This is a genomic window from Crossiella sp. S99.2 (genome assembly GCF_023094165.1).
Taxonomy (GTDB): domain Bacteria; phylum Actinomycetota; class Actinomycetes; order Mycobacteriales; family Pseudonocardiaceae; genus Crossiella.
This window is the reverse complement of record NZ_JALMDK010000004.1, coordinates 703,450-721,355: the sequence shown is the minus strand read 5'-3', so window position 1 is coordinate 721,355 and position 17,906 is coordinate 703,450. Positions and strand designations below refer to the sequence as shown.

The window sequence follows — 17,906 nt, the reverse complement described above, 5'->3', positions numbered from 1 at the left end:
CCTAGTTTCACGCTCAGGTCCACTGTGGAGGTTCGGTGCCCAGCAAGTTCGACGGCGGAGACTTCGGCGATGTGCCGGCGTGGGCCCGAACCCTCCTGGAAATCCTCGGCATGTCCTGGCCCGCCGCCAACCAGCACCGGTTCCGGCGGCTGGGCGAGGACTACGACCAGGTGGCGCAGAAGTTCGCCGACACCCCGGAACTGATCGCCAACATCGAGAAGTCCATCCGCCAGCACTTCGACATGGGCGCCTCGGAACAGTTCCGCACCAGCATGAAGCCGCTCACCGACGGCTCGCCGAACCTGCTGGAGGAGTTGTCCACCGGCGCCAAGGGCATCGCCGACGGCAGCCGCAAGATCGCGCTGCAGGTGGAGTACGCCAAGTACTCCGCGATCGGCCAGCTGTTCCTGCTCGCCTACGAGATCGCCATGGAGTACGCGCTCTCCGCGGTCACCGGCGGCGCCTCGCTGGCCAACCTCACCTGGCACTACGCCGCCACCCGCCAGTACCTGGTGGCGATCTTCAAACAGCTGACCAGGGTGGCCACCCTGGAGGTCTTCATCGGCGTCTCCGGCGGCCTGATCATCGACGCCGTGGTGCAACGCCTGCAGAAGGAACGCGAGTCCTGGGACACCGAAGCCACCATGCAGACCCTGCTCTCCGGTGTCATCGGCGGTGTCATCGGCGGCACGGTCGGCGAACTCGGCGAAGCCCTTGGCCGCAAACTCCGCGGCCTGCTCGGCAAGGACTACAGCAAACTCGCCACCGACGACCTGAAGAAGTCGGTCAAGGACCTCGACCTCCCCGGCGCCGACAACTGGCTCAACGACCTGGGCCGCACCCTGTCCGACCGCGCCGGCAAGGAACTCGGCAACCCCGCCACCGCTTTCACCAAGCAGTCCATCGAGAACTTCGCCAAGCAGACCGGCGACCGCTTCGTCGCCGCCTTCGGCAAGGACCTGGGCGAGGACGCCGCGCGTCAGCTCGGCCGCGACTACGCAAAGTCCTTTGTGGACAACTGGGCCCGGCACGGCCTCGACGGCACCGCCGCCTTCCGCAACAGCTTGCGTGACGTGCTGGCTCCGCAAGCCGACAAACTCGGCAAGGACGCCGTGCGGCTGCTGTCGCAGGAAGTCCCGGATGTCCTGGCCCGCAACACAGTCAACCACCTGGGCGGGAACCTGGCGGCGAAGGCGGCCATGTACAGCACGATGTTCCTGACCGAGGGCGTGTCCGGGGTCATGACGATGGCGATCATGGCGCAAATCAGCGGGGACGAGGTGGGCGCGGCCGAGTACGGGATGGGATTCCTGAGCGGCACGGTGATGGGCGGGATCGGGCACGGGCTCGAGCACGTCGGGACGAACGCGCTGGATTCGGTGGTGAACGCGGCGAAGGAGAAGCTGGGGGCGTTGACGGGGGGTGCGGAGGGGTTGGGGGCGGTTGGGCTTGGGGCCGCCGCGCAGTCGATGGCTTCGGCGGCGGGTGCGCCGGCTGGGGCCGCGGGGGAGGGGAAGACGGCCTCGGATGTGAAGGGGGCCGCGGAGAACAAGGCTGGGTCGGATACCAAGGCCGGTTCGGACAGCAAGGCGGGCGCGGAGAACAAGGGTTCCGCGGGCGCCAAGACGACCGCCGAGGGCAAGCCGGAATCGAAGGCGACGAACACCGCCGTGCGGACGGCCTCCGAGAACAAGGCGGGACACAGCGAGGAACAGCGCTCGCAAACCCGTCCCGCGCCGCCGCGCACCGCCTCAGCTTCGCCGACCGCCTCGACTGCCACCGGCCCGACCACCACCGCCACCACGACGGCCACCGCTCCGACCACAACCACAACCTCCACCTCGACCGCTCCGACTACCGCGACCACCACCGCGGCCGCTCCGGCCGCCACTGCCCCGACCACCGCCGCTTCGCCCACCACGGTGACGACCGGTGGCGGCCCCACCGACCAACCTTCGACCACTCCGGCCACCAGCGCCGACGCCCCGAGTCCGGTTGCCACCGCCAGTGCCCCGCCCACCGACTCCAGCACGCCCGCGCCACTCGCCCCCACGAGCGACCTCACCGCCACCCCCGCCTGGGTCACTGACCCCGCCGCTTCAGCCGCCGCCGCGTTGCCGCTCGACCCCGTCACCCCGGAATCCGCGCCCGCCGAGGTGGCCTCGCCGCCCGGCCGCACCGCTCCGGAGACCGTGCCCGCCGAGGTCGCCTCGCCGCCCGATCTCACCGACTCCAGCACCCCCACCAAGCCCGCTCTGTCCACAATGGACCCAGCTGCTACCGAACCACCCCGCCGCAAGGTGCCGCGCACCCTGCAAGCCCGGCAGGCGCGGGTGTCCCGGACCACCAAAGCCTGGCGGGACGCGGAAGTCGGCGCCCAAGGCCAGGCCCGGCGGGCCGAGGAGCTGCTCCGGGAACTGGACGTGTCCCTGGACTGGTCCGCCGCGGTGGCTGCCGCCCGGATCCGGACCTCTGGCGGGACGACCGGTCACCACCTGCGCACAGCGGACCGGAGCGCCGAGACCGCGCGACAGCGGCTCGATGAGCAGCGGGCCGAGGTGGATCTCGCGGTGCACCGGTTGGCCGAGCTGGCCAACCTCGGGGAGGTCGCCGAGGCCGAGCGGGCCGAGCGCGCCTTGTCCGACCGGCTGAGCACGGCTGACCGCCAGGTGGAGCAGGAGTTGGTCGAGGCGAAGCTCCGGAGTGCGGCCCTCCGTGCAGCACATGGGGAGCGGCGGCTGTTGGAGGTCGCTGCGGCCGAGGCTCGGGCATCGCTGGACGTCGCGGTGGATCAGGTGGTGCGGACCCAGGCCGAGTTGCAGGCCGCCTGGCTGGATTTTGTGGATGGCAAACAGGATGCGTGGCGGCGGGCCGAGGATGACCTGGACGCCGAGTCCGCGCGACTGGCCACACCGCCGAGCAGTCCCGAGGACGAGTCCTGGCGGCACAGCCGAGCCACCACCGCACCGTGGTTCGCCGTGGACAACCCGCTGGACCCCGCAGCCTGGGAATCCCAGCGGGCCGGCACCCCGCGCCGGGCCGTGGACACCGAGACCGCCGATGTGCTGACCACCCTGTTCAGCTCAGCGGACAAGCGGTACACCGGGCTGATCCGGTACGGCGTCAGCCGGTTCGAGGTCGACGGCCGCGGGGTCACCGAGTTCACCGTGCCGATCAACCTGGTGCCCGGACCCGGTGTCCGCCCGGACCAGCTCGACCAGCTCCGCGTCCGCGCCCAGACCGGCCTGGACACCTTGGTCAACCAGCGTTACGGCCTGCCCAACGGCGACCAGTTGCACGTCCGGGTCGAGTTCACCGCCAACCCGGGCCTCGGCGGGCACGACGTCCTGGTCGACCCCGGCCGGCGCACCACTCAGACCAGCTGGCAGCCGACCGCGACCGCGGTGAACCTGGCGCACGAGCTGATCCACTACCTCGGGCCGGGCGACGAATCCCAGGACCCGGACCGGGTTTTCCTGCGGCGGGCCGACGACGGCGCCGGTGCGGTGGTCACCGGCGACCGTAGCCTGATGGGCGGGGACGACGGCGAGCTGCGGCTGCTGCCCCGGCACACCTGGATGATCCACCGGGTCCTGCAGGATCAGGTGGGGCAGGCGCGGCTCACCGATCCGGGGCAGGACGCGTTGCCGGGGTCGACGGGTGCTGATCGGGTGGTCACCAGGCCGGCGCCGGGTTCGTTGCCGGGAACCTCCGTGGAGTTCGACACGAAGTCGGATTCGCTTGGCGCGCAAGCGATCGCCGGGTTGGTCGAGCTGGTCGACCGGGTGGCTGGGACCGGGCGGGTGGTGGAGATCCGGGTTGAAGGCCGGGAGGGGAACAACCCGCGGGCGCCACTGGCCAGGCAACGCGGTCAGCAACGCCTGGACGTGGTGACCGCTCGGCTCGCGGTGTTGCTGGCGGACCGGGGGATCGCGGACCGGGTGACGATCACGCCGGTGCTGGCCGACGGGCCGGGGCGTGGGCTGAGCCAGGACCGGAGCGGTCCGGAGTTCCGGGCCCGCCGGACGGTGACGCTGTCGGTGCTCGACCGCGACCCCGCCACCGCGCCCACGACCACTGCCGTCACCACCGAGACCGAGCCCATCGCCGAACTTGAGCCCGAGGTCATCGAGTCCGTCGCCGACGCCGAGCCCGAGGTCATCGAGCCAGTGGCCGAGGCTGAGATCGTCGAGCCCGCCACCGACGCCGAGCCGGTGCCCGACCTCGCCGAACCGCCGGTCCCGGACGCGGGCCAGGACTACCCGACCGCGGCCGCCCTGATCACCGACCTCAGCAACGCCCTCCGGCCCGAACCCACCCCGCACGACCTGCTCGGCCCGGACCTGTTCGACCTGCGCACCGCGTCACCCCCGCCGGACTTCCTCGCCGGGCTCGATCAGACCGCCCTCACCACCGGCCAGCTGATCGAACTCCTGGAAGTCCTCAACCTGACCTTGGACGAGCCGCCCGCCGCGCTGACCGGCGACCTGCTGGGCGATGCCGCGGACTGGGTCATCCCTACCGAACGGTCGGTAGACGAACTGACGCGGTGGGCACCGGGTGCGGTCCCGCCGCTGCCCAATCCCACCGAGCTGCCCGCGTTGCTGCACGCGATCTGGCTGGGTGGGCCGCTGCGTAACACCGGGCATATGGCGGGCTTCCGGGGGAACTACGGGATGGCCGCGACCTACTACGGGGACGCCTACCGCGCCGTCCTGTGGACCGATGTGCCGCGGGCCCAGTTCGAGGCGGCCCGTGCCGACGACGCCCCGGCCGCGCTCGCCGAGGTGCGCGACATGCTGGACTGGGCCAGGGCCAGCAACGTCCGGCTGGTCAACGTGGACGAGGTGTTCAACGCCGCCGCGCCAATGCGGTTGCACCAGTTCTACCGGGTGGAGACGGGCAAGCAGATCGGGCCGGGGTACGCCGCGGCCAGTGACATCCTCCGCCTGGAGGTGCTGGACCGGTTCGGCGGCATCTACAGCGACGGCGACAACGTTCTCAATGACCTGACCGAGGTGGAGGACATCGCGGCCTCGGCCGCGGCCTTCGCGGTCAACAAGGACGCGGACGGCAAGACCGGCAACTCGGCGTTCGTGCTGCCCCGGAACCACCCGTTCGCGCGGCTGTACCTGGCGGCGATCGAGGCCAACTACGGCAAGCAGCAGCGCGAGCTGTTCCCACCGGAGATCGCGAGCTGGGCCCCGGGGTTCTTCGACAGTGACCTCGGGCGGGTCAACCGCAACTCGGTGATGTGGCGCACCGGCCCCAACGTGCTCACCGAGCTGGCCGGACAACTGGGCTACACCAACGGGATCGCGGACTACCCGGCCTTGACCGGCATCGTGATGAACAGCGCCGTGAGCTGGCTCAAACCACTGCCCGCGCCTGCCCCGGAGCCGCACCGGGACCGCACCCTGGAGTTGACCAAGAACGTCGTGCAGACCCTGGTGCGCGATCTGCACAACCGGGACGGCGACCTGCACCTGACCGCGGTCGAGGAGGCGGTGGGCAGGCACCCGCGGCCGGACCTGGTGTGGCAGGCGGCGCTCGGGTTCCTCTCGTCCCGGCCCGAGCTGGCGGAGCTGGTGCGGCGGGTGACCGACGGCCGGTTCCGGGACGGCGCGCGGCAGGAGGTCGGCGTGCCGCCGGCGGCGATGGCCTTGCTGGACATCACGCCGGAGACGGAGGAGAGCTGGCTGGGGGAGTACTCGCGGGCGGCCAGGTTCCGCTCGGTGCCGAAGACCCCCGGATTCCCGCTAACCACAACGACATCGCACCCGGCGGTGACACTGGACCCGGCTGCGGCCTCGGACGCCGCCGAAACCCCCGCCACCCGACCCCTCGACCGCGCGCGGATCTTCGCCGACGAGTCCTGGCGGCACAGCGACCGCGACCTCACCCACCCCGACGCCACCTGGGCCACCCACGCCAACCCCGTCCCCGCCGCCCGGATCAACGCCGTCCGCGACCAGGTACCGGCTCACCGCCACCGCGCCGAATCCGGTGGCCTCACCGACAACAGCGTCATCACCATCGAGAACGGCACACCCCGCCTCCACCTCACCACCTGGCAAAGCCCGATCGGCTACGAAACCCGGCGCCTGAGCTTCGGGCCCGGCCAGATCGTGCAGGACCGCACCTTCCGGCTGCACCTCAACAACCCCCGCGGCTACGACCTCACCGCCTTCAAAGAGGCCGCCCAGAACGGCAACAATCAGTTCTGGAACCGGGGTTTCGCGTTGCCGCGCGGGGATCAGCTGCATGTCAACGTCGAGTTCACCGACGATCCGGCCCAGGCCACCGGTGTCATCACGGTCACCGCGCCGGGCACCCGGGCCAACCAGCTCAACATCCCCCTCGATGCCTCCGCGGCGCAGTTCGCGCACGAGATCGGCGGGCACTTCGGCGGGCTGGACGACACCTATCATGAAGGGCCGCAACAGAATCCGAGCATCTTCCAGCACCACCGCGGCCGGACCGTCCGGCATCTGGACGGCAGCACCGAGATCGTGGGCCGGGGCCGGATCGTCAACGACGACGACATCATGGGGCAGCACGCCGCCCAGGTGACCCCGGCCAACCTGTGGCTGCTGGACCAGCGCGGGCCCAGTCCGGAGGTCGTCAACCCGGCCACGGTCGGCCCGGACAACCAGGTCACCCGGCCGGTCAACCCGAACATCAGCGCGCCGGTGGGCAACCCGGGGCGCAACCTGTTCAACAAGCCCAGGCTGTTCGGGCTCGCCGAGGTGGAACGCAATCCGATGGCGGGCGCTGACGAGTCCCCGCTCGGTATTTCCTTGCCCACCAAGAAGGGCGACGAGTCCGTGGCCAGGTTGTGGGCCGCGAAGACCACGACCAGGCCGGTGCGCGAGTACAACACGCTGCACGTGAACTCGCCAGCCACAACGCATCCGGCGCCCTGGGACACTGAGGATCCGGCCCGGAAGCCGATTTTCGTCCATCTGCACGCGGGCCCCGAGCGGTTCAAGATCAGGACAACTGGGGGCACGTTCCGGGTGGACGGGGCGACCCTGGCCGACGTGGTGCTGAGCGATCCCGGCTTCCAGCAGACCGCGCGGGACCGGCCCGACGCGCCGATCGTGTTGCTGGCCTGCGAATCCGGGCAGCTGAACGCGCCGGGTGGGGGTGGCTACGACTTCCGCCGGGCACTGGGGGAGCGCGGACACGATCGGCAGGTCTTCGCGCCCACCCAGACCATCAACCTGGTGCCCACCTTCGCCGCGATCAACGTGGACAAGGGCGGGGAATTCGTCGAGATCGCCGCCCACCCGGCCAACCCGGCCAAGATCCCGGACTTCCCGGATGCGTTGCCGGACAACGTGATCGACTTCGCCAAGGGCTCCCGCACCCTGGACGCCGAGGCCATGGCCGTGCTGGCGCGGTTCGCGCAGCGGGCCGTGGGACAGGCGCGGATCGTGCTCACCGGGCATGGCAACGCCAGGTTCGGGGCCGCCGACACCGGGCGGGACCGGGCCCAGGCGGTCGCGCTGGCCCTGCGGCCGCTGGTCGGCCCGGTGCCGGTGATCGAGGTGGTGGCGGGGCGGGATGCGTTGCCGCCGTTGGTGTCCGGCGATCCGGCGGCCCGGCGGCGCACGGTGACCATGGCGCTGGTCGAACCCGGCCGCCAGCCGCGCCCGCACCTGGATCTGCGGGCAGGCGAGGAGGTCACGGACTGGCTGTCCCGGACCGCGGTGCTGCTGGGCGAATCCGCCGAACTCTGGTCCGGCTCACCGCTGCTCGCGCACGTGCGGGACAGCCTCGCCAACGGATCGGGGCGGCGCGCGGACATCACGCTACGGCTGTCGGTGGACCCCGGCGGCCCAGCGCCCAGGCTGAGCAGGCTGATCGGCGCGCGTGGCCACGCCTGGGTGGAATTCGAGCTGCCACAAGGGATCGAGTCGATCGGGTTCAGCCGGCAGGGCGTGCGGTTCCAGGACCTCGGGCACACCGCGACCGCGAGCTACCAGGTGACGGTGTCGGCCGAGGACGCGATGCTGGCCTTCGACTTCGCGTTGCGGCACCTGCACACCCCGCACCGCGTGCTGTCCTTCACCTCGGTGGACTTCGCGCGGGGCCTGTTCGAGCAGGTCTCGGGCCTGCCGGCGCCCTCGGCGGGCTGGCTGGCCAACGGGCCGGACGACCTGGGCAGGAGACTGCGGGAGCTGGCTGTGGCCGGACCGGCCGCCGAGGTCGAGCGGGTGCCACCGCACGTGGACGCGATCGGCTTCGAGCCGGGCCAGGACGCGGTGCTGGCCGCCGTGCTGCCCCCGCTGGACCGGTTCGCCCGCGCGGTGCTCAGCGAGCCGACCGAGCCGGCGCCGCGGATCCGGATCGTGCTGACCCACGGCGACCGCACGGCCCTGGTCGCTCCGCGCGCGCAGCAGCTCACCGCCGCCGTGCGCACCGCGCTGACCACCGCCGGATCCGAGCTGACCGGCATCGACGTGCAGACCGTGCACGACCCCGGCGCGGTCGTGGACACCGCCACGCTGAGCCTGGTCCGCCCGGAACCGCCCCGGCCCGGCCCGGCGCCGATCATCCCGGCCGGGCAGTCGGTGCAGAACTGGCTGGCCGGCCAGGCGAGTCCGGATCACCCGGTGCGCACCGCTTTCCTCAACACCCTCCAGCGGACCGCCCTGGTCCGCGCGCTGGAACAGTTGCGCACGCTGGGACCGGACCGGCCGGTGTTCCGGCTGCGGCTCAAGACCGAGCGGCGGAACCTGCTCGCCCAGGACGTCGGCCACGCCTGGGCCGAGATCCGCGACCCGTTCATGGGCACGACCGTGCTCGACCTGGTGCCGGGCGAGGACGTCGGCCTGCCCTGGGCGGCCGTGCCGGGCGAGGTTCGGGCACTCGACCGCGAGCGGTACCAGGCCACCTTCGCCGCCGAGTTCCCGGTCAGCGCGAACGACCTGATTCGCGGCCTGGACACGGTGCTGTCCCTTGTGGAGGATCAGTATCAGCTGACCCGGCACAACTGCACGCACTTCGTGCTGGCCCTGCACCAGGCCGTGATCGGCGCGCCCGCCCCGTACGCGGGCCGGTGGATCCAGGGCCCGACCGACCTGGAACGCACCCTGCGCGCCCAGGCCCCGCACCTCACCGCCAGTCCACGCTTCCCCAGCGGCGAGGTCCCGGCCGCACCACCCCGCCGCGACAACCCGCTGCGGGCGCCGGAGCTGCCACGAAACCCGTTCTCCGGCAACGACTTCACCACCGTGGCCGAGTTCTCCCGGCTCGCCGGTCCCGGCAACCTCACCCCCGAATCACCGGACCTGGGTGACGCGCCCGACCTGCTGGCCGCCGCCCTGGCCACCCCGGGCGAGGTCGAACTGAAGCGCCGGGTACGCGCCCTGGCCGCCGACGCGCTGACCCTGGGCACGCTCGTCCCGTCCCGCGAAAACACCCTCAATCTGCTGTCCCTGCAACGACTCCAGACCCTACTGGCCGAACTCGCCAACTCAGTCCACAATGGACAGGATCCGATCGTCGCGGCCGGACTGGACTACGACCCCGGTGCGCCACTGCCACGCAGGCTGGTCGAACTCGGTCTGCTCGACGTGCCACCGGCCCTGCGCGACGCCCTGCGTGCCGACCCGCTGTTCCAGGATCTGCTGGGCAACCCGGATGCCTTGGCCGAGGCCCTGTTCACCGCCTCCGGTGACTTCACCGCGGCCTTCGACGCCGCCACCGAGCACGGGGTGCCACCGATCAGGACCCTGACCCGGCTGGGCCACGCGGTGCCCGGACTCGCGGAGATCCTCAACCAGGCCAGCGAAACCGAGGAGCGGGCCGCGCGCTGGGCGGTCGCGCTGCTGCTGTCCGCCCCGGTCTCCGTTGATCCCGCACTGCAGGCCATGGTCGGCGGCACGCCCGGACCGGCGACTCGTCCGGCCGGTGGTTCCTGGGCCAGGGAGCACGCCGTCCGGGAGTGGTGGCGCTCGCCCGATCCGGCCGTCACCCCCGACCACCGTGTCCAGGATCCGTTGTCCCGTCAGGACATCCAGCGCCTGCGTGACCAGACCACGCCCCTCCGCGTCACCTCCGAGGACGGCGGACTCACCCGAAGCGGTCAGCCGTGGCGCGGCCCGATCGGCTACGACCTGCGGCACCTGGCGGTTCCCGGCGCGGACGGCGCCACCCGGCGGGTGCGACTGCACACCGTCCGACTGCACCTGGAAGGCACCCATACCACCGAACTCCGCGCCAGGGTCGACTCTGCGGCAGACCGCTACCTCAACCAGGGCCACCGCCTGCCCAGCGGCGAACAGTTGCTGGTCGAGGTCGAGTTCACCGACCGCGCCGACACACACGGCACCATCCAGGTCACCGCCGCCGGCACCCGGGCCGACCAAACCCACTGGCCGGTAGACGCCCAGGAGATCGAGTTCGCCCACGAACTGGGCCACTTCCTCGGCCTGTACGACGAATACCTGGACGACAGCGACGATCCACCCGTCTTCCAGCACCGCGCGGACGCGGGCCGGGTCGCCACCGGACCCGGCCTGATGACCGCGGCCGCCCGCACCGGCGAGGCCGTGCTCGAACCCCGCAACCTGCACCTGCTCTGGGACCGCGCACGCCGGCTGCTCGGCGACAACCCGCGCCCCGCAACGGAATCCGCCACCGAACCGGGTCCCGGCTTCCTCGCCGGCACCGCCGACGAACGCGCATTCCGCACCCACCCGGAACTCGCCGCCTACCTGCCCCAGGTCGCCGAAGTCCTGACCCGGCACCCGAATCTGGCATCCACCGGCGAAGCCGAACTGGCCGCGATCCGCGCCTACACCGACACCCTGTCCCCGATCATCGAGAACCACCTCAACGGCACCCCCGCCCCCGCCTACGCCGAACCGCTGACCCGCCTGCTGTCCTCCGCCGTCACCCGCCTGCCCACCCGGTTCACCGGCCTCGCCACCCGCTGCCTGATCATGGACCTGGACCAGGCCCGCGCCCTGTTCACCGAGAACAGCGTCTACACCGACCGCGGCTTTTTCCGGGCCAGGGCAGGCGAACTGCGCTTGTTCCCGACCCGCCAGGTGATCATCACCGCCCAGGTGCACAACGGCGCCTACCTGTCCTCGGTGTCCCGCTTCGCCGGTGAACGCGAAGTCCTGCTGCCGCCCGGCACCCGATTCACCGTCACCAGCGCCCGCGAGCAGCACGGCCAGCTGGAGGTGACGCTGCGCCAGCTCGACCCCACCCCGACCCGGATCCACCCGCCCTACAGCGGATTCCCGGGCCCGGTCGACCTCTCGGACTTCATGGAGAACCAGCTCTCGATGACCCGGTTGCTCGGCGAGGACCCAGAAATCGAGGTGTCCCTGGCCACCGGTGACACCCGCGCGTTCCGCGACGAACTGGGCCGGGCCCGCCACCGGCTGGCAGGCAGGCCGGCCGCGCCCGCGACGATCGAGGTCAGGGCCTGGCGGTCGGCGGCCGAGCTGGACGAGTACGGGCCGGGCCGGGTGGTCACCGAGCCCAGGGTGCTGATCGGCGGCGGGACCGGCGGCAACGTCCGGTTTGTCGTGCGGGCCAACGCCGCACGCACGGTGGGCGAGCAGATCGTGGTGGCGCCGGGGAGTTCCTTCCGGGTCACCGAGGTCGAGCGCGCGGCGGACTGGGCCGGGACGACCGTGATCCACCTGTCGGAAACCGCACCGGACCAGGAGATCACCCCCGACCCACCCGCCATCGCCACCAACGCCCCGGCACCGCCACCCGCACCCACGAACGCCCCGCGCACCGAGCCGGGCACGCCCACCCAGTCCGCCGATCAGCCCGCGCCTGCCATTGAGTCCACTGTGGACACTGAACTCGGCGCCGCGGTCTTCGACGCCCTCGTCCCCCGCCCGGCCCCCATCCCCACCGCCCTCCTCGACGGCAACCGCGGCATCCGCCTGACCGACCCCACCCTCCCCGACCTCCCCGCCCACGACCGCTACTTCACCTTCCTCGCCCACGGCGACACCACCGGCAACCCTCTGCACAACAACGCCCCCCTGACCCCGCGCACCGTCGCCGACCTCCTGCTCCGCGCCCACCGGGACGGCCACTGGGACGGCACGAAACCCCTCCTGTTTGCCTCCTGCGGCGCCGGCCAGGGCGGCCAGGATTCCTTCGCCGCCAAGGTTCTCGCCGAACTCCGCACGCACGGCATCACCGCAGAGGCCGTCGCCCCCAACGGCCCGGTCTACTTCGTCCCCGACGGCCCCGGTCACCTCATCGTGGCCACCGGGGTCGGCGTCGACGCCACCGGCAGGCCCGCGCTCGAACCGGGCGGCAGCTGGATCCACCTGGCCGATGACCAGGTCGAAACCCTTGGCGCACAACTGGACTCGGAGCAAGAAGAACTCCCGGTCGGCGACCTCGAAGGAGCCGTGCGGCTGGGCATCACCGCCGAAGAAGGCCCGCTCTACCGGCATCCGGACTACCTCGCCCAGGTCGCGACCTACGAATCCGCGCTGGGCGCGCACTTCTTCGCCGATCTGGCGGCCACCACCGAACTGCGGAACACCTTGGAGCGCTTGGTCAGCCTGCTGCCCGCGGCCTCCGCCAAGGACCTGTGCGCGCGGTTCGCCGGTGGGGATCCGACCGTGCTCGGCGAGCCCGACCGCGGGCTCAGCACGGCGCAACTCGCCCGGATCGCCGGCGAGGGCAACCAGCGTGAGCTGGCCGCGGCCGTGCTGAACGTGGCCTTCCAGGACGGGCCGCTGAGCCTGGCCGCCGTGGTCGACCCGATCATCGACGCCCAGGACTGGGCGCTCGCGGCGACGCTGGGGCTGGATGTGGGCTGCCTCCAGGCACAGGCCGAACACCGCGAGCGGGGCTACGAGCACGTGCTCGCGGTGGTCCGGGAGGCCGACCCGCAGCAGACCGAGTCCGAGCCCGATCCGTTCTGGCCGGGCCGGGAGGATCGGGCGCTGGAGATCGCCCAGCTCATCCGGCCGCTGCTCACCCGCGCCGAGGGCTGGGAACCGGACGTGCGGGCCTTCGCCACGGACCTGTGGAGCACCACCGTGCTGGCCGAATCCGCCTGGCGCCCTGGCCGCCTGACCAGCGCCGACCTGGACGGGCACGGCGTTGTGCCAAGCCAGCGGGAACGCAAAGCACTGGACGACGGGACCCTGCGCTGGGTGCCGCGCACCGCCAAGGTTGAACTGGACCGGGACACCGACCGGCACCGCCAGGCCGAGGCGCGCGGGATCCGGCTGACCGGCGGGGCGGCGCTGAGCGTGGCCAAAGCGATGTACGCCTACCGACTGGTCGGTCGGGACACCGACAATCCGGAGCACTTCCTGCACGGGCTGCTCGGCTGGCTGCTGCCCACCGGTGAGCACTCCCTGCACGAGGTGCTGACCGCGGCCGCCGTCAGCGGCAGCTTCCCCACACTCCGGCGCACCCTCACCGAGGACGCCGCCATCCTCTACCGCGAACTGCCCGGCCTGACCCCGGCAGGCCGGACCCTGCTCGGCAGGCCGCCGCACGAGCAGCTCTACCTGAACCTGGCCGACAACGGCGGCCTCGTCGAGCTGCGGTCCCAGCTGGTCGTGGACTCCAAGTGGCGGCTGAACAAGATGCGGAGGGAACACCCGACGCCGGACCCACACTCGGTCGCCGGGCATTGGTTGCTGCGGCACGACATCACCGCCGACGAACTGCTCGACCGCCTGGGCCTGGCGCACTTCCTCGCCTTCTCCCTCTACACCGACAACGGCTTCCCACTGATGAACGCCCTGATGCGGTCCTCGATCGGACAGCGGCAGGTGCTGGCCGTGCAGCTGACCAGCATGGTGCGGACCCGCCAGTCGGACGCCTGGCCGACGGCCCTGCAGAACGATCCGGTGGTGGCGCCGCTGCTCAACCAGGCCGTCCCGGCGCTGGGCACCCCGGAGTGGGAGCAGTTCATCCAGCCCGTGCTGGGCCGGGTGAACGCGCACCTGGACCCGCTGATCAACGAGATGTCCCTGCACTGCCACCTGCTGATGGACGCGCTGCGGCAGCTGCCGCCCGCCCTCGGCCAGGTCTGGCGCGGCGACTTCTCCGTCGGCGACACCGGAACCTGGTACGGCCGCTGGCTCTCCCCGATCCTGGGCCGCACCGAGATCACCTTCAGCGAGTTCACCAGCACCAGCCGGGCCAAGGTCACCGCGGTCAACTTCGCCACCGCCAAACCGCCAGGCCCGCTGGCCCACCCGGTGCTGTTCAAGATCGAGACCACCGGTGCGCACGGACATGACATCGCGCCGTTCTCCGCCGTGCCGAACGAACAGGAGGTGCTGCTCGCGCCCGGTGCCAGGATCACGGTGAGCACGCGGGAGCCGGTCGCGTTCGCCAAGGGCGAGGTGCTGGAGACGACCGCGATCGAAAACGGACCGAGTCTGGCTTTCCCAGACGGCACAACGGAATCCGGGCGGCGGCGGATCCGCGCCAGGTCGCTGGACGGGCTGACCCGGCTCAACCACGGCGTGCCGGTGCGTGAGTCCACCGACCTGACCGGGCTCGCCCCGCGCCTCGGCGTCACCGGCCCGGACCACGGCAGGCACCTCTGGGGCCTGACCACCCTGCTGGCCGCGGTCGACGGCCCATCCGCGGACCTGAGTCTGGACCGGCTGACCGCGATGCGCGCGCTGGTGGACCTCGGCACCCCGCGGTTCGTCCTCGCCGAACAGTCCGCCGAGGGCCTGAAACGGCTCAACGAACTTGCCCGCCGGGTGTGGCCGCTGGACGCGCTGCGCTTCACCGACGAAGGCGTGAACGGCCCGCGCCGCCTGCTCGACACCGCCGCCGAACTGTTGGCGCGCAACGAGAACGTCACCGTCGCCGACCTGGACCGGCACTGGCGGGAACAGCACCCCGAGCCTGATCCCGGCCAGCAGCCCCAGCTCGCCCCGGCATCCCCGCCGGACGCCATGGACGACCTGATCTTCCAGCACGCCACCGATTTTGGCGACCAGCGGGTGCTGTTGGACGACCCGAGCCTCACCCCGGAGCAGAGCAACGCCTTCACCACGGCCGTGCTGGCCATCCCGCCCAGCCAGACCTACTTCACCCTGCTCGTGCACAACACCGGGCAGGGCGGGCTCAACCTCGGCTGGAACGGTATGCCGGTGACCGGGTCCAGGCTCGGCCGCCTGATGATCACGTTGCGGGACAACGGTGTCTGGGACGGGCAGCGGCCGATCCGGCTGGTCTCCTGCGCCGCCGGGCTGGGCACCGCCAACTCGGTCGCGGCCGCGCTGGCCGAACGCCTGCATAGGCACAACATCAGCACCGGTGACTCGCTGCTGGCCGAGGTCTACGCGCCCACCGGGCCGGTCTGGTTCCTGCCCGCGGGCAGCACCGGCGAGCTGATCGCGAGCCCGGCCGTCGGCGCGGACCCGAGCGGACCGGCCTACGTGCAGGGCGGCAACTGGGTGCGGTTCCGGCCCACCCCCAACGGCGACATCGTGCACACCAGGATCGGCGCGTACCTGGCCGAACACCACCAGCCGCCCGGCGAACTGCCGTCCGGACTGCACCAGGTCGCCGATTCCGCTGTGCTCACCGATATTCCGGGCGCTGTGGCCTTTGGCGAGCTGTACCGCGACCCCGGCTACCCGGACCGGGCGGAGCGCTTCGAGGACGCCATCGGGCAACACGCCTACCATTCGGCGCAGGCGATAGCCGCGGCGCGGGCCGGACTGCACCGGCTGCACCAGGTGCTCAGCCAGGCCCACCCCGATCGCGCCGACGTGCACCGGGCCTTCCTCAAGGGCGATCCCGGATCCGCCGGGCAGCTCGGCCACCTCACCGCCGAGGGCTTCACCGAGCTGATCGGCGCCGGCAACCTGCGCGAGCTGATGACCGCCTTCTACAACGGCGCCTACTTCGCCGGGTCCCCACTCGGCCTGCAACCACTGCTCAACAGCATCGTGCGCACCGAGAACTGGGACCAGGCAAGGGAACTCGGCCTCAACCTGCCCGCGCTGCGCGCCCAGGCCGGCTACCTCAACGGCCCGCTGCGCCCGGTGCTGCACCGGCTCGCCCGCACGATCTCGGGCACCCTCGGCCGCACCTTCGACCTGGACGTCTTCGCCGGCGGCAACGTGCTCGCGGCCAGCCCCGACTGGCTCAGCGCGGGCAGCGAGTACCTGACCAGCCTGCGGGCCCGCCGCGACGGCGGCCCGGAGCGCCGCCTGGACGCCCGGTTCACCCGCACCCAGCGCGGATTGCGCGAGCTGGGCATCGAACTGAGCCAGCGCGAACTCGACTACCTGGTGCGCAATCCGGGTGTCGTGCCGCTGCTCGGCCTGGTCTCCCCGCTCGGCGACCCACCGCCCGGCCACGCCGGCCCCGAACTGCCGCTGAGCTGGGTCTCCGGTCAGCAGGCCCTGGACCTGGACACCGGCTCGGCCTGGCACCGGGACCGCACCGCGCAGGGTTTCCGGCTCATCGCCGGGGTCTCCGGCACCGCGGCCAAGATGGCCAATGCCGCGCTGCTGCTGGGAATTCAGGACCCGGCCGCGTTCACCCAGGCGCTGCTCGGCTGGATGCTCACCGGCCGGGACCACTCCGCCTACGAGATCCTGGCCGGGTCCGGACTGGTGTTCCCGCTGCCCGGAGTGGACCGCACCAACGCCGCCTCCCTGTACCGCAGCCTGCCGGGCCTCAGTCTGGCCGAACTGCGCGCGCTGCCCGGCACCGACGGCCTGCTGCCGCACGAGGCGGTGTACCTGGAGCACGCCGACCCGGCCGAGGCGACTGTCGCCCGGCACAGCCTGGCCCGCTTCCAGGCCGTGGCGGGGGAGCCCGCGGTGCGCACCTGGCTGGCGCGCAACGATCTCACCGCCGAGGACGTGCTCGGCCTGCTCTCACCCGCGCACGTGGCCGCGCTGCGCGCCTACCGCGGCCCGGCGCAGCAGGCCGTCAACTCCCTGCTGCGGCACCATGATCCGGCCGCGACCGGCGCCCCGGCCCGGCACGCCGAACTGGTCCGCGAGGCCCTCGCCCTGCTGCCCCCGGTACGCGGCACGGTCTGGCACGGCGGCCCGCGCACCGGCCCGCTGGTGCCCAGCCACGGCGTCACCCGGTCCCGGGAACAGGCCGAGGAATCTGTGCCCCACAACGGAATGCTGGTCCGGGCCGAGCTGACCGGCCGGGCCGCCAAGGACATCTCGATCTTCGCCGGTGACCCGGACGAGGTGCTGCTGCCGCCCGGCGCCCGGCTGCACGTCACCCATCGCGAGCAGCTGCCCGAGCACCTGCTGGTCGAGGCCGCCGAACCCGAACCGGAATTCCCGCCGCCCGCCGGCCCGGACCACCGCACCGCCCGGCAGCGGGCCGACCGGGTCCGCACCGCCCTGTCCGCGCTCACCGGCTCGGCTCCCGTCCACCGTGCCGACCTGGCCGGACTCGCCGGGCAGCTCGGCGTCGGCCACCGCCGCCCGGCCCTGGACCGCGCCCAGGACGCGGTGTGGCTCAACCAATCCCGGCGGCAGGACGGCCTGGCCGCCTGGCGGATTGCCCTGCTCGCCGACGAACTCACCGGACCCCTCACCGTCGACCGGCTCACCGCCCTCCGCCGCACCACCGACCTGGCCGGCGGCATCAGCCACGACCACCTGGCCAACCTCCTCCGCGACCTCGACCAGCGCGCCGCCGACACCCCGGTGCCCACCGCGGACCTGAACCGCCTGATCGAGGTCGTCCAACGGCTCAAACGACCCGGCACGGCGGTAACCCTCGCCGACCTCCGAACCTCCTGGCCCCACCTCTTCCCGCGCTAACCGCCCAGTTGGCCAAAGTGGGACGACCAGTTGGGCCAACTACGCGTACGACTTGGGCAAAGTGGGCGGGTGGGGGTGGGGTGGACCTGCAGACGGGTTCTGCCAGGGGTCCTG

Annotated in this window: 1 protein-coding gene; it reads left to right on the top strand. The window is 72.0% G+C overall.

What is annotated here, in order from left to right; genetic code table 11:
* The first annotated feature begins 35 nt into the window (after nucleotides 1–35).
* Nucleotides 36–17,792 carry a hypothetical protein gene (locus MZC64_RS18975; RefSeq protein ID WP_247758296.1) on the top strand — a complete coding sequence of 5,919 codons (17,757 nt, stop codon included), beginning with the start codon at nucleotides 36–38 and terminating at the stop codon, nucleotides 17,790–17,792.
* Nucleotides 17,793–17,906: the final 114 nt, after the last annotated feature.